Origin of the sequence: Sorangium sp. So ce362 (genome assembly GCF_051519845.1) — a bacterium.
GTDB lineage: Bacteria > Myxococcota_A > Polyangia > Polyangiales > Polyangiaceae > Sorangium.
Genome location: NZ_CP150332.1, coordinates 9,641,365 through 9,659,000, shown reverse-complemented (window position 1 = coordinate 9,659,000; position 17,636 = coordinate 9,641,365). Strand labels below are relative to the sequence as shown.

The window sequence follows — 17,636 nt, the reverse complement described above, 5'->3', positions numbered from 1 at the left end:
GGTTCCCCCAGGTCGAGGCGAGTTACTGGAAGCTCACGCCCGGCCCGAGCGCCAGCGCGACGGCGAACGCGGCGATGAGCAGGACCATCGCTCCGAGCGCGTACCGTCGCATGGGCGCGTCGAGCACGAAGGCGAGGCGCGCCACGCCGACCAGCACCGACGGGCCAAACACGCCGAAATGCCGGACCAGGGGGCCCGGCGCCAGGAGAAGGCACCCGGCGACACAGGCGCTGCTCAGCACGCTGCCGACGGGGAGCGCGCGGCGCGAACGCGGGCCCGAGAAGTAGACGCACAGGGCGTCGGTGATGAGCGGACCGGTCGCGGAGACCAGCATCGTCGCGGTCATGGCGTCACGCGCAGCCCCCGTATGAGGGAGCCAGGGGATCGGGATCGCAAAGAGCACGTAGATGAGCGCACCGGCGGCCGAGAGCGCGACCGCCGGCGGCAGCCACGCGCGCAGGGCGCGCGTGTGCCAGGTCGCCTCGTCTCCCGAGCCGCTCGCGCCCGCGACGGCACGCGCGGCGAACGCCTGGGAGGCGTTCGTGAGGGCCAGCGCGAACGACCAGTAGAGCACCTGCTGCCCGACCCGATGCTCGCCGATGTACTTCAGGTTCACGCTGAGCGAGATGGGATAGACGACCACCGTCGAGAAGTTCGCGATGGAGTGCGGGGCCGCGCGCCGGATGATGAGCATCGCATAACGGGCAGCGCGCCGGAGCCGGGTCGGACGCAGCAGGAGCAGCGCGGGCGAGGCGCCGGCGAGCCCGATGGCCGTCGCGACGGCCCAGGGGCGGCCGCTCAGCGCGGCCAGCATGGACGCGCCAGGCGAGAAGACGAGGAGCACCGCGAGCGCCTGAAGGTATCGGCCCTCGCGCTGGAAGAGCGGCCAGATGCTGGGCGCGGCGGCGGCGAGCAGCGTGCACGCGCTGAAGAACGCGGTGACGAGCCCCGCCGCGCCGCCCAGCCCGAAGGCGAGCTCGTGGGCGAGCGTGCTGCTGAAGGCGATCGCGGCGATCATCGCGAGCGCGCCGCCGGCGAGCGCGCGGCCCGCCCTCGTCGCGAGCGCGCGCGTCCGGCGCGCCAGGATGGGCGCGAGGCCGGCGGCGACCAGCGAGACGACGACCATCCCTCGCGACGTGTAGTTGGCGAACGTGGCGAGCGCCGCGGGCTGGGCCGAGAGCGCGAGCACCCACTGGGAACCGAGCGAGACGGCGCGCGGCAGGAGGACGGCGAACGCGACCCCCGTGCCCCCGTGCATCAGGGCGCGCGGCAACGACGACAGCTTCACAAGGCGCTTCGCTGGAGGCGGACAGAGGCGCGCATGGCCACAGGGGGCGCGCAGTCTACCTACGGCGCGAGCGAAGGCGCCAGGGCCTTGGCCCGCTCGTCGAGGATCCTCTTGCGCAGCTCGGTGTCGTGGCCGCCGCGGCGCTGCAGCAGGCGCTCCAGCGCGGCCGCCGCCTCGACGTGCGCGCCCGCCCCGCTCGCGGCGTCGGCGAGCTTGAGGAGGCGCTCCTCCGTCGGCTCGTCCTGCGCCGCCCGCGCGTAGTAGGTCACGGCAGACGAGTAGTCCTTGCGCGTGACGAGCAGGTCGCCGACCCAGGTCGCCGCCGACGCGCACGCCGCGTGGGCGCTGCACGACGCCAGCATCAGGTCGCGGCTCGCAGGGAGGAGCCGCTCGGCTGAGGCGAGCTGCGCCGCCGCGACGACCCGCAGGCGGAGACAGCCGACCCGGTTGTCGAGCCGCTCGCAGCTCCCCGCGAGCAGCAGCTCCGCCTCCGCGCTTTTCTTGCGCAGCAGGAGGAGCCGCGCCCGCAGCTGGACCGCGTAGAACGAGTCGCCCTTCGACTCTTGAATCGCCGCCGCGTGCGCCTCGATCTGCCGCTCGCAGGCGCCCCGCTGCGCCTCGTCGCCCCCCGCGCCGCCGCAGCGGGCGGAGCTCGGATCGTCCAGCATCGCGAGCAGCGCGTTGCCCGCGGCCCAGCGCGCGCCGACGCGCGTCGGAGCGCGCGCGATCGCCTCCTCCGCGCAGCGCAGGCGCAGATCCAGCTCGTCCCGGCGGTCCCCCGCGGCCGCCATCCGCTCGAGCATCGCGACCCCGGCCTTTCCCTCCGGCACGGCCCGCAGCAGCTCGTCCCAGCGCCGGGTCCATTGCCGGGCGAGGCTCGCGGCCGTGCCGACCACGTCGGGATCGTCCTCCACCGCGAGCCGGAGGCTCAGGAGCGCCTGCTCCTTGGCGCCGCGCGACGCGAGCACCTCCGCGAGCAGGAGGTGGGCGCGCCCGTGGCGGCGCGAGCGCTCGAGCGTGCGCTGGAGCCACGGGATCGGGCTCTCGCTCCGGCCCTGCAGCACGGTGACCGCGCCGAGCAACGGGAAGTACGGCTCCGCGGGGTGGCGGAGCATCGCCGCGCGGAGCTCCTCGCGGAAACGCGGCCAGCCGGCGCCGCTCGCCGCGCCGGCGTCGCTCAGAGCGCGCAACGCCTGGCGGTCGTGGTCGACGTCGCGCCAGCCGAAGCGCACCATCAGCGCGACGAGCGTGAGCCCGGCGGCCGCGGCGCACGCCGCCGCCTGCCACGGTCGCCGCCGTCCGGCGACGGGCTCGTCTGCCGGAGCATCGCGCCGCGGGCGCTCGCGGTGGGCCTCACCCCAGAGCGAGCCCAGGGTCGCCGCGAGCGCGATGGTGACACCGGGCACCTCGAGCCCGAGATCGAACAGGTTCTGCAGGAGGAGCACCACGCAGCCGACCCACGCGGCCAGCGCCGCCGTGCTCCCGCGCAACGCGATCTTGCCAGGGCGAAACGCGAACCCGAGCGCGACGAGCGCGGCCGCCGCCGCCGGAATGCCCCACTCCGCCGCCCACTGGAGCACGAAGTTTTCCGCGTGCGTGAACACGATGTTCCCCGGTGACTGCCGGTAAGCAGGGAACACCGTCTCGAAGGCGCCGCGCCCGATGCCGAGGAGCCAGTGATCCGCGAGCAGCGGGAGCGTCGAGTAGAAGAACGACAGCTTGTCGAGGTTATCGTCGGCGATCTCCGTGAGGGTGCGGTTCGTGGTGGCGAGCGCGGCCAGCGCCGCGCCGCCGGCGATGGCCACGCTCAGCAGCCAGGTCGCCGGGCCCCGCGCGCGGGCGCCCGAGCGCCGCCTGCCGCGCCTCTGCCGCGAGAGCAGCGCGAAGAGGGCGAGGCCGAGCGGCAGCACGAGCAGCCCTCCGCGGGACGACGCGATGATGCCGACCCCCACGATCGTGGTGAGCCCGACCCCGACAACCCAGGTCGGCAGGAGCGGCCTGCTCGTGAGCAGCAGCCCGACCCCGGAGAGGATTCCGAGGTTCAGGTAACCGGCGAGGTTGTTCGGGTTGAGCAGCGGCCCGATGTGCCACGACGCGACCGAGAAGCGCGGCTGATACAGGCCAAAGACCTTGGTCGCGCCGAGCAGCCCGTGGGCGATCGTCGTGAGCGCGGCGAGGAACGCGCTGCCGAAGACGAGGGTGATTCCAAGCTTCGCGCCGTGCCTGGCGCCGACGAACGCTGCGGTGATGAAAATGCCAGCATACGTGAGCCATTTCACGGCCTCGACCAGCGTCGCCCCTGGATCGAGCGAGATGCTGGCGTACCGCGGCGCCGCCTCGCCGAGCGGCATCAGGGCGCGCGCCCAGATGTCGGCGCTCGCCGGCGAGAGCCTCTCGAGCCATGTGAGCGGCAGGGGCGCGGTCTGCAGCAGCGTATAAGCGGTCAAGCCGAGCAGCGTGAGCACCGGCAGCATCCGCACAGAAGACGGCCTGTCGGTGAGGGCGCCGGCGCGGAGAGAGAGCGCGGCAGCGATGGCAGTGACCGACGATACCCATGCCAGCGTGGGCGTATGGACCGCGCCGATGGCGAGCACGGACCCGGCGATGGCGGCCCCGAGCAGCCATGGGATCACGCGCTCGGCGAGCGGCGACGCGGCGCCTGCTGGTCGGCTCCACGCCGCGGCGCCCATGGAGCGCCGGCGCTCCATGGGCGACCTCGGCTTCGAGCGTGTGTAGTCCGGATCCACGGCCCGCCAGGGTAGTCGATCTTCGTCGCGAGCGGACGAGATTGACCACGGCATTCCAGGCTCGGCCTGCGCGCGCTGCCGGGATTGACAGACCTGGAAGGGGTGGGTCAAGGCACTCATCGCGTTCGCGCCCAACTACGCCTCTGGCGAGCAGCGCGCTGATATCGACGCTCGCGCGTCTGCCGCGGATGCCGCTCGCGCGACCGCGCCGCTGGTGTAGAGTGCGCCGCGTGCTCACGATCTCGGCACATCCCCTGCTCGAAGCCGCCGCCTTTGTCACGACCTTCCCCGCGCCGCTCGGCGAGGTGCCGGTGAGCGACGCGCTCCGCGGCCTCCTGTCCGACAAGGCCTCGGCCCCGCTCCGCTCGGACGACGCCGTGCGGTCGGCGGTCCGCGACCTGCTCCGGCACGGCGGCTACAAGCCGACCGGCCGGGGCAAGCCGGCCTCCGAGTACCTCATCCGCGCCGCCGACGCGGGCTCGCTGGCGACCATCAACGCGGCCGTGGACGCGTGCAACGCCGTGTCGCTGCACACCGGGCTGCCCATCAGCGTGATCGATCTCGATCGCGCAAGGCCCCCGCTCCGCATCGACGTCGCGCCCGCCGGCGCCCGCTACGTGTTCAACGCCTCGGGGCAGGAGATCGACCTCGAGGGGCTCCTCTGCGTCTTCGATGCAGAAGGCCCGTGCGCCAACGCCGTGAAGGACGCGCAGCGGACGAAGACGCACGCCGGTACGACGCGCACGCTCTCGGTCCTCTGGGGCAGCCGCGCGCTGCCGGGCCGCGCGGCGGAGGCGGCCGCCTGGTACAGGGAGCTGCTCGCCGGCGTCGGCGCCGCGACCTCGGACGCGCCGGTCGCGGCCTGAGCCGCCCGGAACGCGCGGGCTCCTCGGCCAGCGCGCACGCCGGCGGCGCTCGGCGAGCGGCGCGCCGCCGGCGCGAGGCGCCCTACGGCGCCGGCGCAGGCCGATCGACGGGCATCGTCACCACGGTCTCGTCCTTCTCGGTGAGCCACACCCAGTTGTCGACGAGCCCGGTCGAATCGAGCTCGTGATCGCCGGCGTCGTACGCTCCCCACCGGATCTTGATCTCCTGGTTCGGCTCCACGGGCGCCGAGGTGACGAGCCAGCCCGTCCCAGCGCGGCTCTCGAACCCCGTCCCGAGCAGCTGGCTCGTCCCGCTCGTGCACGCGTACGCCCGGCCGTCGAGATCGCAGGGCGGGCCGCCCTCGCAGGCACAGACGTCGATCAGGGTGTTGTTGATGCTCATCGCGTTCCTCCTGTCGTCGAAGAGGATGTGCCCATCGATGAGGTTGGCTGGCCGCGGCGTGAGGAGGGCGATGAAGTAATCGTTGAAATCGTTGCAGGCACGCGGCCAGTCGTAGGTGAGATAATAGCTGTTGAACGCGAAGCCGCGGACGTTCGACGGGACCCGGATCGTGATCTCGATGGCGGTCGGGTCGGACGGCTTCGCGGGCACGAGATCCTCGCAGCCATGCGGGGCCTTCGGGAAGCCCTGGGGGAACTCGCCCTCGTACTTCTTGTTGAACCCCACCGGGCTCTCGAAGCCCTCGTCGTCCTGCTGCCGCGCCGTGCCGCTCGAGAGAGCGAGCAGCCGCGCGCCTGCCTTCGGCAGGACGTTGCGCCCGAACCCGGGCAGGATACCGTGCCCAAGGTGGAAGTTGGCGCGCTGCTCCTCCCCTTCCGGGGGCGGCGCGCCGTCGACCATGACCCAGTCCGCGGAGATCACCCCCCAGTCGCCGGCCCAGCGCGGCCTCTTGCACAGCTCGACCGCCTTCGCGGCGCTGAGCGCACTCCCGTCGTCGATCGCGATCCCGTCGTCGCACGGCTCGGGCACGTTGTCGACGACGGTGTCGCAGTCGTCGTCGACAGGCTCCGGCGCGGCGCCCCCTTCGCCGCCGACCGTCGCGAGCTCCAGCGCCGCCGGGTTGACCAGCGCGTTGCAGTCGTCGCAGTCGCCGAGGTTCTCCGTGAAGCCGTCGCCGTCCGCGTCGTCGTCCGGCGAGCCGCCGCAGTCCGCGCCTCCGGCTGCCCCCGCGCCCTCAGTCCCCGTGGTGGTGGTGGTGGTGGTCGCCCCGTCGGTCGTCGCGGGCGACGGTATCACGTCGCCCGAGGTGGTCCCGGCGCCGCCCTCCCCGCCCGCGGCGAGGCCGCCCACCGGTCCGATCTTCCCGGTGCAGGCCACGCCCATGCATCCCGCCGCGGTCATGAAGCTCAAGAAATTCAACCAACGTGTCATCGGTGCTCCTCGAGGTCGCATGGAACCAGGGAGGTTCAGGGCGAGCCGGCGATACGGGAGTCGACGATGATTTTATCAGCAGAAGCCGCAGCAACAGTCAGCCCATCCCGGCGAAGCGCGGTGCTTTTTTGTGCGTCGGATTCGCACATCGTGGCACCGGCTCCCGGGACAGGCGCCAGCGTCCAGCGCGTTTCACAGGAGGCGAGCCGCAGCGACAGATCGTCGACAAAGCAGAGAGCGCCGGCGCTTTTACAGCGTCGGCGCTCTCTGTCCCCGCGAGGGGCGCGGGCCGCCAGAACCTGCTGCCCCGCGCCACCTGCGCCGGGCGGGACGTTCTGGACGATCAGGCCTGGGCGCCCACTTCCTTCTTGCTCTTGCGCTTCGGCTCCTTCTTGCCGGAGCCGTTCACGGTCACCGGCACCGCGGAGAGCGTCGGGCGCAGCAGATCCTCGGCCATCTTGGCGGCGCGGGTCGTCTTCTCCCAGCTGAACTCGTCGCGCCCGAAGTGGCCGTACGCCGCCGTCTTGCGGTAGATGGGCTTCAGCAGGTCGAGCTGCTCGATGATCGCCTTCGGCCGCATGTCGAAGTTCTGCATGATGTACTTCTCGAGCACCTCGTCACCTACGCGGCCGGTGCCGAAGGTGTTGATGTGCACGCCGACCGGCTGCGCGACGCCGATGGCGTAGGCGATCTGCACCTCGCAGCGCGAGGCGAGCTTGGACGCGACGACGTTCTTCGCGACGTAGCGCGCGTAGTAGCAGGCGGAGCGATCGACCTTCGTCGGGTCCTTGCCGCTGAAGGCGCCGCCGCCGTGCCGGCCCATGCCGCCGTAGGTGTCGACGATGATCTTGCGGCCGGTGAGGCCGGCGTCGCCGAAGGGGCCGCCGACCACGAAGCGGCCGGTCGGGTTCACGTACACCTTCGTGTTCCGATCCATCAGCTTCGCCGGGATGCTCTTCTCGATGATCATGCTCCGCACGGCGTCGACGATCGTCTTGTGCTTGACCTCGGGGCTGTGCTGCGTCGACACGACGACGGCGCTCACGCGGATGGGCGTGTACTCCTCGTACTCGATCGTGACCTGGGTCTTGCCGTCGGGGCGCAGCCAGTCGAGCTTCTTCGACTTGCGGAGATCGGCGAGCTTCCGGGCGAGGCGGTGGGCATAGGTGATCGGGGCGGGCATCAGCTCCGGCGTCTCGTCCGTCGCGAAGCCGAACATGAGCCCCTGATCGCCGGCGCCCTGCTCCTTGAAGAGGCCCTCGCCCTCGGTGACCCCGCGGGAGATATCGGGCGACTGCTTCTCGATCGCCGTGAGCACCGCGCAAGTCTCGTAGTCGAAGCCCATCGAGGCGTCGGTGTAGCCGATGTCCTTGATTGTGCTGCGCACGACGACCGGCATATCGACCCACGCCGAGGTCGTGATCTCGCCGGCCACGACGGCCATGCCCGTCTTCACCAGGGTCTCGCAGGCGACGCGGGCCGTCGGATCCTTCTCGATGATACCATCGAGGATCGCGTCGGAGATCTGGTCGCACACCTTGTCGGGGTGACCTTCGGTGACGGACTCGGAAGTGAACTGGTAACGGCGCATGAATCGCTCCTTCGGCGGGCTCGAAAACGGATCTCTCGCATAGTTCGAGCGCGGGGAACCGTCAACGCGGGCCGCGGCCGGTCGGGGACAAAAGCGCCGGCCGGACGCGCTGCCGGCTGGGCCGGCCCGCGCGGCCCGAGCGCGATGTCGGCGCGCGCTGCTGCCTGGGCAGCACGTGGCCTGCCGGCGCGCCTCCGCGGCCGGCGTCAGGCGACGGAGCTGCGCCGCCGACGGGGATCTCGCCGGGCGGCCCGGGAGATCGGACGATCGCGGCGCGTCCGCCGCCCGCTCCCCGTCCAGCGCACTCCCGGAGGCGCGTCTCCAGCGGCTATGATGCCACGCATGACGTTCGACGAGATCAAGACCTGCCTCGAGCGCGAAGGCTGGGCTGTGGAGGTCGTGTCCACCGACACGATGCGCAGCGACTTCCAGGGGGCCGAGCGGCTCTTCCCTCTGTTCGTGCGGCTCTCTCCTCCCTTCGTCGTCTTCGCGGTGATCCCGTTCGTGCGGCTCCCGATGGATCTCGAGGAGGGCGACGCGATCGTGCGGCGCCTCCTCCAGCTGAACCGCGAGATCAACATGGCCAAGCTCTCGGCCGACGAGGAGGGCGACGTGATCCTCAGTGTCGAGTATCGCCTCCAGGACCTCGATCCGAGCGAGGTGCGCGACGCCGTCGACGTGCTCTCCTTCTATACGAACAAGCACTATGCCGAGCTTCTGGAGCTCGCCGCGCCATGAGGCCTCGGCCGGCGCCTCATGGCACGATCTGCTCTTCTCTCGGCTTGAGCCCCTCGTGCGCCTTCAGCTCGCTGCGCACGACCCGGACGCGCCGCACGTCGCCTCCGCGCACGACCGTGAGCTCGACGGCGCTCCCGACGGCGCCGCGGAGCCGATCGCGCAGCTGGGCCGACGAGAGATCCCGGACATAGACGCCATCGACCATCACGAGCTCGTCGCCCGGGATCAGCCCGGCCCGCTCGGCGGCGAGCCCTCGCGGCACGTCGCGCACATAGAGCGCCTGCGACTCGTTGTCTCTCCCCAGGACCGCCCCGATGGATCCCACGCTGGCGGTGCAACCGGCGGCCATGAGGAGGAGCGCCGCGCTCCAGGATCTGCTTGCCACGGCGACACCATAGCGCCCCAGGGGCCTCCCGTACGTCCCTCGACCAGCGCGGATTCAGATAAAGCAGCTGATCCGGGAGGAGACATCGCCGCTCACGCGCCTCATCGTCGCGCTCTGGGCGATAAGGATGCTCCCGTGAACGAACCGCGGGTCCTTGACGGGCTCGACCTTCAGCGACCTGGGCGCGTCCCGGCCGATGCGCCCGCCGCGGCCGGCGGCGACCCGGAGCGCCCTCATCGGCGCGCTTCGGCCGCGAACCGGGCGGCGAGCTCCGGCGGCGCCTCCACGACGCGGCCGATGCCCTGCACGGCGCCGCCCTCGACGAGGGCGAGGACCATGACCGGGCCCGGCTGCACGAGCGCGGCCCGCAGCGACGCGTCGAGCGACTCGACGGCGTCGGCGCGGTGCGTGGCGCGGTAACCGACGGCGCTGGCGACGGACTCGAGCTTCACGTCGCCCGAGATCGTCCGCTGCCCGCCCGTCGACGCGTGGGAGCGGTTGGCGATGACGACGTGCAGGAGGTTCGCTGGCCGCTCGCTCCCGACGCTGGCGAGGGCGTTCATGCCCATGAGGACGTTGCTGTCGCCGTCGAGCACGAAGACCCGCTTGCGCGGCTGCGCGAGCGCGAGGCCGAGGCCGATCGACAGGCCGAGATCCATCGACCCGATCATGTAGAAATTCGAGGGCCGGTCCCGCGTCGCGTAGAGCTCGCGGCCGATCATGCCGTGGCAGTGGACAACGAGGTCGTCCTCCCCGACCGCCGCCGTGAACACCTCGAGCGCTTCGCGCTTGTTCATTCGAGCACCCCCGCCGGGACGATGAGCGCCGCCGGCCGCCTCGTGGAGAGCATGACGTCCTTCGCCCACCGCACCTGCGGCCCCATCGGCTCGCTGGCGCAGAGCACGCGGTGGGGGATCTTCATGAGATCGAGCAGGGGAAGCATGATCTCGCCCATCATGATGTGCTCCGGTTCGTCGTTGCCGCCCTCGCCGCGCCAGGAGATGACGAGGAGCGTGGGCACCTCGTACATCGTGCTCAGCGAGGCCAGCGCGTTCACGGAGACGCCGAGCCCGGAGCTCTGCATCAGGACCATCGGCAGCCGGCCGCCGAGCCAGGCGCCGACCGCCATCCCGATCGCGCTGTCCTCGCGGGTCGCCGAGATGTAGCGGGCGCCCTCGTCGCCGTCGAGCAGCGAGGCGAGGCCCTTCAGGAGCGAGCAGGGCACGCCCGCGAAGAAGTCGAACCCCGCCTCCTTGAGCGCGGCGACGAGGTCGGGCGCGTACGATTTGCCTGAACCGTGAGACATCAGCTCACTCCTTAGATGAGCGCCCAGGCGCGACGGTCGACCTCGAGCCACCGCTTGTAGACGTCGATCCCCTGCACGTCCGCGCCGCGGTCGATGAGCTCCTGGAGCAGATCGGTGAAGCTCCGTCGACGGCGCTGCCGTGGCCGTTGCTGCCTTAACACCGTTGGCCAGCCCCGCCAATGCCGGGGCAGCTTCAGCCGTCGCCGTCGATCACGCCGCGCAGCCGGACCAGCCCCGGGCCGGCGCGGAGCACCGCCTGGCAGGCGAGGCGGAGGCGCGGCGGGGCGCCGAGGCGCGCGAGCAGCTCGATCTCGCCGCGCGTGGGCGGATCGAGGTGCTGCTCCCCCTCGACGACCTCGACGCGGCAGGTGGCGCAGCGCGCGTCGCGGCACGAGAACACGACCGGAGCGCGCGCGTCGTCGCAGACATCGATGAGCCTGTCCGCTCCCGCCTCCGCGGAGACGGCGGGACCGAGCGCGCTGGCCTCGAACACGACCGTGGGCATCGCCGCTTCCTCCTGCACCGTGACCGCGGGGCCACCGCCCGAGCGGCGGGGGCGTGTCGGCTCCCGGCGCCGGCGCCGGGAGCGCATTTTCGCGGGCGTCTCCACGCACTATACGACGGGCGCATGACGGATCGCTGGGACGCAATCATCCTCGGCGGCGGGCCGGGGGGGTCGACGCTCGCCGCGTCGCTGGCCAGGCTCGGCCGCCGGGCCCTCGTGCTCGAGCGGGAGAGGTTCCCTCGCTTTCACATCGGCGAGTCGTTGCTGCCTCGCTCGCGCGAGGTCTTCGAGCGGCTCGGGCTCGACGAGAAGCTGGACGCGTTCTTCCTCCGCAAATATGGCGCCCGGTTCCTGTGCTCGTCGACGGGGCGGATGCGGACGTACAGCTTCGTCGACGCGTTCGAGCCGAAGTTCGAGTTCGCCTACCAGGTGCAGCGCGACGCGTTCGACCAGCTGCTGCTGCGGCGCGCGGCGGAGCTCGGGGCGGAGGTGCGCGAGTCGTGGGAGGCCGTCGAGGTGCTGTTCGACGGCTCCCGCGCGGTCGGGGTGCGGGCGCGGCCTCGCGCTCGGTCCGGCGACGCCGCGCCCGCCGACTCGAGCGACGCCGTCGAGCTCCGCGCGCCGGTGATCGTGGACGCGACGGGGCGGGATACGCTCCTCGCCTCGAGGATGCGGCGCAAGGCGCAGGTGGCCGAGCTCGACAAGACGGCGCTCTTCGCCCACTACGAGGGCGTGGTCCGCGAGGAAGGGATCCACCAGGGCAACATCCAGGTGGTCATCTTCGAGCACGGGTGGTTCTGGTTCATCCCGTTCCGCGGCGAGGTGACGAGCGTCGGCGCGGTCGTGTCGTCGAGCTGGCTCCGGAGCCGGAGGAAGGGGGAGAGCCTCGACGAGCTCTTCGATCGCGCCGTCGCCGAGAGCGGCTGGGCGCGGGGGTTCCTCGCGAACGCGCGGCGCACCAGGCCGGTGGGGGCGCTCGCCGACTTCTCGTACCGGATCGATCAGCTCGCCGGAGACGGCTGGCTCTTCGTGGGCGACGCCGGCGGCTTCCTCGACCCGCTCTTCTCGACGGGCGCGCACCTCGCCATCAAGGGCGCCGATCTGGCGGCCACGGCGATCCACCGCGCGCTCGAGGCCGGGGACACCTCGCGCGCCGCGTTCGCGGGCTACGAGGCGGAGGTCCGTTACGCCGTCGATCTCTTCCTGGGCGTCGTGCAGGGCTTCTACAAGGGCCACTTCCGGGAGATCCTGTTCGAGGAGAACCAGCGGCCCACGATGCGCAAGCTCATCACCAGCATGCTCGCGGGCGACGTGTTCCACGCCGAGCGGCGCCCGCAGTGGGCGTCGTTCCTCCGGCAGCACTATCCGCCGGAGGTGCCCACCTTCACGTGACGCGCGGCGAGCGGCCCCGCGCGCCGTTCAGCGCTCGGTCAGCGCGCCGCAGGCGGCGCGGCCCCGGACCTCGTCGCTCATCTGCTTGCAGGCGGCCGAGAGCGCGCCGCGCGCCTCCGCCCTCGCGTCGCCCTCCAGCGCCTCGTCGTCGGCCTCCGCCTTCGCCGCGAGCACGTCGCGCGCGATCCGGATCGCGGCCTCGTGGCCCTTCCTCGTCTCCGCGGGCAGCTTGCTGGCGCAGGCGGTCATCGTGGCCAGGTAGCCGTCGCACGCGTCGACCCCCGTGCTGTCGAGGTCGGTTTTCCCGGCATCGCCGCCGGCCTTGCCGCAGCCGAGGACGGCGGTGCCACACAGGAGGAGAAGTCCGAGGAGTGCTCTTGCCATCGTCGCGCGCCCGGGGCGTCGCCCGCGGCCGGTGCCGGCCGCGTGACGCCCTGCTCGAGGCCGGGGCACCCTGCCACGGGCCCGCACCGCGGGGCAATTTTCGGCGGATCAGGCGCGGATCAGCAGGATGGCGTGCTCGTGGCGCGGGCGCCGCTGGAAGGCGCGCGCCGTCGGGCGGTGGAAGTGGGGGCGCGGTTGCGAGGCGACCGCGCGGACCGCGAAGCGCGCGCCGGACGCCGCGGCCCGGACCACGTCGACCGCGTAGACCGGCGCGCCGGCCACCACGCTGTCGGCGAGCAGCAGCACGAGCGGCGCCCCGCTCCGGAGGACGCGCGCGAGCGCGACGAGCACGCCGCCGAGCTCCTCGCGCCAGCGCACGCGGCCGGCCTCGGGGCCGAGCGGATCGAGGTGCCGGCGGGCGCCGATCTCGTCCTGCTCGAAGCGGGCGCTCCGGAGCCGGAGCCAGCGCAGCCTCGCCTCGTGGTGGGCGAGGTAGTCATAGACGCCCGGGTAGGGCGGCGACGTGACCGCGAGGTGGACCGAGCCGGGCTCGACGCCGCGCAGCACGCGCGCGTCGCCCTCCTCGATGAACGCGGGCGGGCTCGCGGACAGCGGCGCGGCGACGTCGGCGAGGCGCTGGGCGAGCTCTTCCGCCTTGCGGATGAACAGCCGCGCCGGATAGCCGGCGGCGATCCGCCGCGGCAGCTCGTGCTCCGACGTGTCGGACGTGCGGCGGCTGAGCTTCGTGAGGATGGCCGAGAGGACGAGCTCGAGATCGGCGCGCAGCGCGTCGGCGCCGTGGCCCGCGAGGCGGTCGAGGCCGACGCGGAGCCCGTCGAGCTCGAGCAGCACGTGCGGCTCGAACAGGGCGACGTCCTCGGGGCCGTACCGGTGGCTCGGGCCGGCGCGCGCCTTGCGGCGCTCATCGGCGGCGGACGCGACCTCGCGGGCCGCGGCGACGAGCCGCTCGCGCTCGCCCGGGGTGCTGTCCTGCACCTTCAGGCGGGCCAGGCGCACGGCGAGGGGGTTCGCGTCGACGCCGATCGCTGCCCGGCGCGCGAGCCGGGCCTCGACGAGGACGGTGCCGCTGCCGCAGAACGGGTCGAGCACCCGCTCGCCCGGCCTGGAGAGCGCCTCGATGAGCCGCCGGGCCGTGTCCGGATGCATCCGCGCCGGGTAGCTGTGGAACCCGTGGACGTGGGCGCGGGCCGCTTCCTCCGCCGTGCTCGAGCTGGCGACATCGAGCGCGTGGGCGAGCATCGCCGCGTCGGCCGGGTCGCCCTCGAGCCGCGTCGCGCCGCCGACGTGGGTCAGGGCGCGGCGCGCCTGCGGCGCAGGCCGGAGCGCGCGGGTCTTCTGTCGCGTGGCGTCCGGCTTCGGCTTGGGATCAGCGCTTCGTGGGCTCGACATGGGCGGTCCGTTGCTTCAGGGGCTCGGTGGAGAGCGCTTCGTCCTCGGCGGCGAGGGCGTGCGCCGCGCTCTCGGCCCCGAGCTCGACTGCCGGCGAGGCGCCGACGCGGAGCTTCGGCGCGTAGCCGAACTCGCCCGCGGGGCTCACCGCGCCGCGCACGACGTCGTTGACCTCGAGCAGCGCGAGCAGCTCCTCGGCCTGGGGCTCGGCGATCCGGAGGGTCGAGGCGAGCCCGCCGGCGGTGAGCGGGCGCTCGGTCTGGCGGGCGACGTCGGACGCGACGGAGACCCACGCGGCGTCGAGCGCGGGCGCGATGTCCCGGCCCCGCGACTTGGCCCGCCGGAACGACCAGAGGGCGAAGGCGGCGACGGGCGCCATCGTCAGGAGGCCGGCGGCGAAGAGCCCGACGCTCGCGTCGAGGACGAGCAGCAGCACGGCGAAGAGGAACACCTCGAAGCCGAAGAGCGCGCCGGCCGCGATGCCCGCGGCTCGCCAGACCGAGCGCGCAGAGGCCGCGGCGCGCGCCTTCTGGAGCAGCGGCAGCTCGCGGTCAGATCGCTTGACGCGGGCGTCGGTGATCGGGACGCGCGGGCCGCCGCAGACATCGCACCGGAAGCGCAGCTCGGCGTGCGCGGAGACGCCGGCCACGCCGCCGCAGTGCGGGCACGCCTCGGCGCGCTGGTCCGCGCCGCACTGCGGGCAGCGATCGCTCCCCGGCGCGAGCGCCGCGGCGCACACATGGCAGCGGGCGTCGCCGGCCGACGCCTGGCTCACGGCGCGCTCGCGGCGGATGCCGAGCGGGCGCCGGTCACGTGGCGCAGCACGGCGTCGAACAGGGCGCGCCCGTCCGCGCAGCCCTGGAAGGGCTCGCTCATCCGTTCGGGGTGGGGCATCAGCCCGAGCACGTTGCGCCGGGGCCCGCCGTAGATGCCGGCGATGTCCATCGCCGATCCGTTGGGGTTCGCGTCCCCGCCGACCAGCCCCTCCCGGTTGCAGTACTGGAGCGCGATGGCGCGATCCTCGACGAGCTTGCGGAGCGTCTCCGGATCCGCCTGATACCGCCCCTCGGCGTGGGCGATCGGCAGGCGGAGCACCCGAGGCAGGCCGCTCGTGAACGGCCCTTCCGCGCGCGGCGTCACGAAGATGTCGCGGCACTCGAAGCGGAGGTGCGCGTTGCGGGTGAGGGCGCCCGGGAGCAGCCCCGCCTCGGTGAGGATCTGGAACCCGTTGCAGACGCCGAGCACCAGGCCGCCGCGCTCCACGTGCCGCCGGATGGCGGGGACGATCTGGCTCGTGCGCGCGATGGCGCCGCAGCGCAGGTAGTCTCCGTAGGAGAACCCGCCGGGGATCGCGACGAGGTCGGTGCCAGCGGGGAGCTCGGCGTCGCGGTGCCAGGCGGTCGACGTGCGGACCTGGAGCACGTCGCGGAGCGTATGGATCATTTCGGCATCGGCGTTGGAGCCCGGGAAGATGACCACGGTCGCGTGCATGGCCGTCGACGTAGTCCGGTTGCAGCCGCTCGGCCAGGGGTCGTGAGGGGGCACGCCGCTTCACCGGCTCCTGGCGGCGTGCCATGATGGGACATGCCATCGCGATGGGCGCGGACCGGGCGGACCGGGCGGACCGACGCGACGATGCGCGCGGCTTCCGGCTACCTCGTCCTCGCGGCGCTGGCGATCGCGCTGGCCCTGGTGCTGCGGGATGGACTGCCGTGGATCCACCCGAGCCCGTGGCTGTCGTTGCCGCCGCTGGCCGCGCTGCTGGCGAGCGCAGCGCTCGGTCTCACGCTGGCGGCCGGGGTCGTCGTGATGACCCGCATCGCCGTGGCCCGGTTCGACTGGGCGCGGCGGCTGCACAGCGAGCTCCGCCCTGTCGCGCTGGACCTCTCGCTCGGCCAGGTGCTGCTCCTCGCGGGGCTCTCGAGCCTCGGGGAGGAGCTGCTCTTCCGCGGGCTCCTGACGCCGCTCCTCGGCGTGCTGCTGAGCGCGCTCGTCTTCGGCCTGGCGCACCAGATACGCGGGCCGAGCCGCTGGGTCTGGGTGGGGTGGGCCATGGCGGTCGGCGCGGGGCTCGGCGCCATCTTCGCCGCGACGGGGTCGCTCGTCGGGCCGTTCCTTGCGCACGCCGTCGTGAACGCGGTGAACCTGAGCTACCTGCGCGACCACGATCCGGGCGAGGCGGAGCGGCCGGCGACGCTCTAGTCGGTTGGGGAGAGGTCTTGCCGAGCTACCCGGCCCCTGGGAGGGGAGAGGCCCCCAGCCTTCAACGTTTCTTCGCGTCGGGGCGGGGAGGCCTGGCAGGCACCGGTCGCTGGGGGACCGGGCTCGTGCGCGACGGACCTTCGTCGCTCGCCGGCTGGCTCGCCGAAGGAGCGAGGGTCCCGCGGGAGAGATCGCCCTTCTCCACGGCGCGTTGCCCCTCGCCCGCGCGGCCCGGCGAAGGCGGCGACTCGGTCGGCCGGCGGGACGGCGGTCGTGACGGGGAGGGCCAGCTCTTGCCGCGCGGGACCGTGGGAGGCTCGCTCTCCGCCGCGCCGCGCCGGCTCGACGGCGGCTGCGCGGCCATGCGGGCGAGCGAGCGCAGCGTCGGGGGCGCCCCCGGGGGCGCAGCCTCGAGCTCGAAGCTCAGCTCGATGGACGGCGGCACATCGGAGATGGTCAGGACGCTGTCGGCCGCCTTCCGCGGCGTGGCGCCAGGCCCGCGGCGCAGGCGCTCCTCGAGCGGCGCGCGCGACGACGGCGGCGCGACGTCGTCCAGGAGGGACGACGGCCCGCCGAGCGCCGTCGTCGCGATCCGGGGCTCCGGGCGGCGCCGCGACGGCGGGAGCTGCAGATCGACGCGGGTGCTCTCGTCCTCGAGCCGGGTGGCCTCGAGCAGGTAGGCGGCGATGGATTTTCGCTCCGACGGCACGGGATGGCTGCCCGGAATGAACGCGAATCGTCCGACCTTCCAGGCCAGCATGGTGCGGAGCGCGCCGAGCGCCGAGACGCGCGTGCCGCCCACGGTCCCCTGGACGATGCACCCCTCGGCGATGTCGAGCTGAGCGCGCCGCTTCTTGCTGCTCACCTCGAACACGCCCGACCGCCGCTCCATCTCGAGGACCGTGAGGACCGTCGCGATGGACATCTGGCTGAGGTCGCCCTCGATCGCGGTCTGGTCGACGGAGGCAGGGATGGACATGAGGCTGTCCCGCCGCTGGCGGAGGCGGGACGCCATCTGCACGAGGGCTCCGATCTGCGCGACGACGTCGCCGACCCGGAACGGCTTGGTCATGTAGACGTCGGCGCCGACGTGGAACCCCTCGAGGCGGGACTGCTGGTCGTCGAGGGCGGAGAGGAAAAGGAAGGGGGTGACGGACACCCGCGACGGCTGGGTGCGGACGTTGCGGGCGACCCAGTAGCCGTCGTGGTCGGGCAGGCCGACGTCGCAGACGATGCACTCGGGCTCCAGCGTGCAGGCGGTCGAGAGCCCGGCCTCCGCGGTGGCGCAGTAGATGATCTCGTAACCCGCCTCGCGGATCGCGGTGGCGAGCAGGTCCGCGACATACTCCTCGTCCTCGATCACGAGCACGACCCCGCTCGGCATCTGGCAGACGGTACACGCGCGCCGCGCGCGGGGCCAAGGGTGAAT

19 protein-coding genes are annotated in these 17,636 nt (G+C 72.9%); 4 read left to right on the top strand and 15 right to left on the bottom strand.

What is annotated here, in order from left to right:
- Positions 1 to 22: 22 nt before the first annotated feature.
- Both WMF17_RS37160 and WMF17_RS37155 read right to left on the bottom strand, forming a co-directional pair.
- Positions 23 to 1,288: a hypothetical protein gene (locus WMF17_RS37160; RefSeq protein WP_437598118.1), complete on the bottom strand. Its 1,266-nt coding sequence runs from the start codon at positions 1,286 to 1,288 to the stop codon at positions 23 to 25.
- 59 nt (positions 1,289 to 1,347) lie between these two features.
- Positions 1,348 to 3,996 (bottom strand): O-antigen ligase family protein, encoded by a 2,649-nt coding sequence (locus tag WMF17_RS37155; RefSeq protein ID WP_437598117.1) that lies wholly within the window; start codon positions 3,994 to 3,996, stop codon positions 1,348 to 1,350.
- Positions 3,997 to 4,265: 269 nt separating this feature from the next.
- On the opposite strand from WMF17_RS37155, the gene WMF17_RS37150 reads away from it, so the two are divergent.
- Positions 4,266 to 4,901, top strand: coding sequence for a phenylalanine--tRNA ligase beta subunit-related protein (locus WMF17_RS37150; protein ID WP_437598116.1), 636 nt, complete (start codon positions 4,266 to 4,268; stop codon positions 4,899 to 4,901).
- A gap of 82 nt (positions 4,902 to 4,983) precedes the next feature.
- Here the strand turns inward: WMF17_RS37150 and WMF17_RS37145 are convergent, their stop codons facing one another.
- Positions 4,984 to 6,294: a hypothetical protein gene (locus WMF17_RS37145; protein WP_437598115.1), complete on the bottom strand. Its 1,311-nt coding sequence runs from the start codon at positions 6,292 to 6,294 to the stop codon at positions 4,984 to 4,986.
- 343 nt (positions 6,295 to 6,637) lie between these two features.
- Entirely contained in the window at positions 6,638 to 7,885 is a 1,248-nt protein-coding gene (gene metK / locus WMF17_RS37140) for a methionine adenosyltransferase (protein WP_437598114.1), read from the bottom strand.
- A 342-nt stretch (positions 7,886 to 8,227) separates the two neighbouring features.
- On the opposite strand from metK, the gene WMF17_RS37135 reads away from it, so the two are divergent.
- Positions 8,228 to 8,623 carry a YbjN domain-containing protein gene (locus WMF17_RS37135; RefSeq protein ID WP_437598113.1) on the top strand — a complete coding sequence of 132 codons (396 nt, stop codon included), beginning with the start codon at positions 8,228 to 8,230 and terminating at the stop codon, positions 8,621 to 8,623.
- A 16-nt stretch (positions 8,624 to 8,639) separates the two neighbouring features.
- Here WMF17_RS37135 and WMF17_RS37130 read toward each other — a convergent pair whose 3' ends face one another.
- From WMF17_RS37130 to WMF17_RS37105, 6 genes are read right to left on the bottom strand one after another with little or no spacing between them, the layout of a single operon-like run.
- Positions 8,640 to 9,008: a PDZ domain-containing protein gene (locus WMF17_RS37130; protein WP_437598112.1), complete on the bottom strand. Its 369-nt coding sequence runs from the start codon at positions 9,006 to 9,008 to the stop codon at positions 8,640 to 8,642.
- A 54-nt stretch (positions 9,009 to 9,062) separates the two neighbouring features.
- Positions 9,063 to 9,245: a hypothetical protein gene (locus WMF17_RS37125; protein WP_437645757.1), complete on the bottom strand. Its 183-nt coding sequence runs from the start codon at positions 9,243 to 9,245 to the stop codon at positions 9,063 to 9,065.
- Complete coding sequence (locus WMF17_RS37120) at positions 9,242 to 9,805, bottom strand: thiamine pyrophosphate-dependent enzyme (protein WP_437645756.1); 564 nt, start codon at positions 9,803 to 9,805, stop codon at positions 9,242 to 9,244. Before WMF17_RS37120 ends, WMF17_RS37125 begins: the two co-directional genes overlap by 4 nt.
- Entirely contained in the window at positions 9,802 to 10,314 is a 513-nt protein-coding gene (locus tag WMF17_RS37115) for a thiamine pyrophosphate-binding protein (RefSeq protein WP_437645754.1), read from the bottom strand. The genes WMF17_RS37120 and WMF17_RS37115 overlap by 4 nt, the downstream gene beginning before the upstream one ends.
- A gap of 11 nt (positions 10,315 to 10,325) precedes the next feature.
- A complete protein-coding gene (locus WMF17_RS37110; RefSeq protein WP_437598108.1) occupies positions 10,326 to 10,475 on the bottom strand; it encodes a hypothetical protein in 150 nt (49 codons plus the stop codon).
- Positions 10,476 to 10,507: 32 nt separating this feature from the next.
- On the bottom strand, positions 10,508 to 10,819 hold the full coding sequence (locus tag WMF17_RS37105) for a 2Fe-2S iron-sulfur cluster-binding protein (protein WP_437598107.1): 312 nt from the start codon (positions 10,817 to 10,819) through the stop codon (positions 10,508 to 10,510).
- Between the two features lie 123 nt (positions 10,820 to 10,942).
- Between WMF17_RS37105 and WMF17_RS37100 the strand changes: the two genes are divergently transcribed.
- Positions 10,943 to 12,211, top strand: a complete 1,269-nt coding sequence (locus WMF17_RS37100) for an NAD(P)/FAD-dependent oxidoreductase (protein WP_437645752.1) — start codon at positions 10,943 to 10,945, stop codon at positions 12,209 to 12,211.
- Between the two features lie 27 nt (positions 12,212 to 12,238).
- Here the strand turns inward: WMF17_RS37100 and WMF17_RS37095 are convergent, their stop codons facing one another.
- From WMF17_RS37095 to purQ, 4 genes are all read right to left on the bottom strand, one after another.
- On the bottom strand, positions 12,239 to 12,595 hold the full coding sequence (locus WMF17_RS37095; protein WP_437645751.1) for a hypothetical protein: 357 nt from the start codon (positions 12,593 to 12,595) through the stop codon (positions 12,239 to 12,241).
- A gap of 108 nt (positions 12,596 to 12,703) precedes the next feature.
- Positions 12,704 to 14,005, bottom strand: a complete 1,302-nt coding sequence (locus WMF17_RS37090; protein WP_437598104.1) for a DNA methyltransferase — start codon at positions 14,003 to 14,005, stop codon at positions 12,704 to 12,706.
- Entirely contained in the window at positions 13,983 to 14,780 is a 798-nt protein-coding gene (locus WMF17_RS37085; RefSeq protein WP_437598103.1) for a zinc ribbon domain-containing protein, read from the bottom strand. The genes WMF17_RS37090 and WMF17_RS37085 overlap by 23 nt, the downstream gene beginning before the upstream one ends.
- Complete coding sequence (gene purQ, locus WMF17_RS37080; protein WP_437598102.1) at positions 14,777 to 15,496, bottom strand: phosphoribosylformylglycinamidine synthase subunit PurQ; 720 nt, start codon at positions 15,494 to 15,496, stop codon at positions 14,777 to 14,779. The genes WMF17_RS37085 and purQ overlap by 4 nt, the downstream gene beginning before the upstream one ends.
- Before the next feature lie 144 nt (positions 15,497 to 15,640).
- Between purQ and WMF17_RS37075 the strand changes: the two genes are divergently transcribed.
- Positions 15,641 to 16,207 (top strand): CPBP family intramembrane glutamic endopeptidase, encoded by a 567-nt coding sequence (locus WMF17_RS37075; RefSeq protein WP_437645749.1) that lies wholly within the window; start codon positions 15,641 to 15,643, stop codon positions 16,205 to 16,207.
- 61 nt (positions 16,208 to 16,268) lie between these two features.
- Here WMF17_RS37075 and WMF17_RS37070 read toward each other — a convergent pair whose 3' ends face one another.
- Positions 16,269 to 17,591: a response regulator gene (locus WMF17_RS37070; RefSeq protein ID WP_437598100.1), complete on the bottom strand. Its 1,323-nt coding sequence runs from the start codon at positions 17,589 to 17,591 to the stop codon at positions 16,269 to 16,271.
- Positions 17,592 to 17,636 lie beyond the last annotated feature (45 nt).

Excerpts from the sequence above, each read along its gene's own strand:
- WMF17_RS37155 (WP_437598117.1), bottom strand. The coding sequence starts at position 3,996 with ATGGAGCGCCGGCGCTCCATGGGCGCCGCGGCGTGGAGCCGACCAGCA.
- WMF17_RS37145 (WP_437598115.1), bottom strand. The coding sequence starts at position 6,294 with ATGACACGTTGGTTGAATTTCTTGAGCTTCATGACCGCGGCGGGATGC.
- metK (WP_437598114.1), bottom strand. The coding sequence starts at position 7,885 with ATGCGCCGTTACCAGTTCACTTCCGAGTCCGTCACCGAAGGTCACCCC.
- WMF17_RS37135 (WP_437598113.1), top strand. The coding sequence starts at position 8,228 with ATGACGTTCGACGAGATCAAGACCTGCCTCGAGCGCGAAGGCTGGGCT.
- WMF17_RS37125 (WP_437645757.1), bottom strand. The coding sequence starts at position 9,245 with ATGAGGGCGCTCCGGGTCGCCGCCGGCCGCGGCGGGCGCATCGGCCGG.
- WMF17_RS37120 (WP_437645756.1), bottom strand. The coding sequence starts at position 9,805 with ATGAACAAGCGCGAAGCGCTCGAGGTGTTCACGGCGGCGGTCGGGGAG.
- WMF17_RS37115 (WP_437645754.1), bottom strand. The coding sequence starts at position 10,314 with ATGTCTCACGGTTCAGGCAAATCGTACGCGCCCGACCTCGTCGCCGCG.
- WMF17_RS37105 (WP_437598107.1), bottom strand. The coding sequence starts at position 10,819 with ATGCCCACGGTCGTGTTCGAGGCCAGCGCGCTCGGTCCCGCCGTCTCC.
- WMF17_RS37100 (WP_437645752.1), top strand. The coding sequence starts at position 10,943 with ATGACGGATCGCTGGGACGCAATCATCCTCGGCGGCGGGCCGGGGGGG.
- WMF17_RS37095 (WP_437645751.1), bottom strand. The coding sequence starts at position 12,595 with ATGGCAAGAGCACTCCTCGGACTTCTCCTCCTGTGTGGCACCGCCGTC.
- WMF17_RS37090 (WP_437598104.1), bottom strand. The coding sequence starts at position 14,005 with ATGTCGAGCCCACGAAGCGCTGATCCCAAGCCGAAGCCGGACGCCACG.
- purQ (WP_437598102.1), bottom strand. The coding sequence starts at position 15,496 with ATGCACGCGACCGTGGTCATCTTCCCGGGCTCCAACGCCGATGCCGAA.
- WMF17_RS37075 (WP_437645749.1), top strand. The coding sequence starts at position 15,641 with ATGCGCGCGGCTTCCGGCTACCTCGTCCTCGCGGCGCTGGCGATCGCG.
- WMF17_RS37070 (WP_437598100.1), bottom strand. The coding sequence starts at position 17,591 with ATGCCGAGCGGGGTCGTGCTCGTGATCGAGGACGAGGAGTATGTCGCG.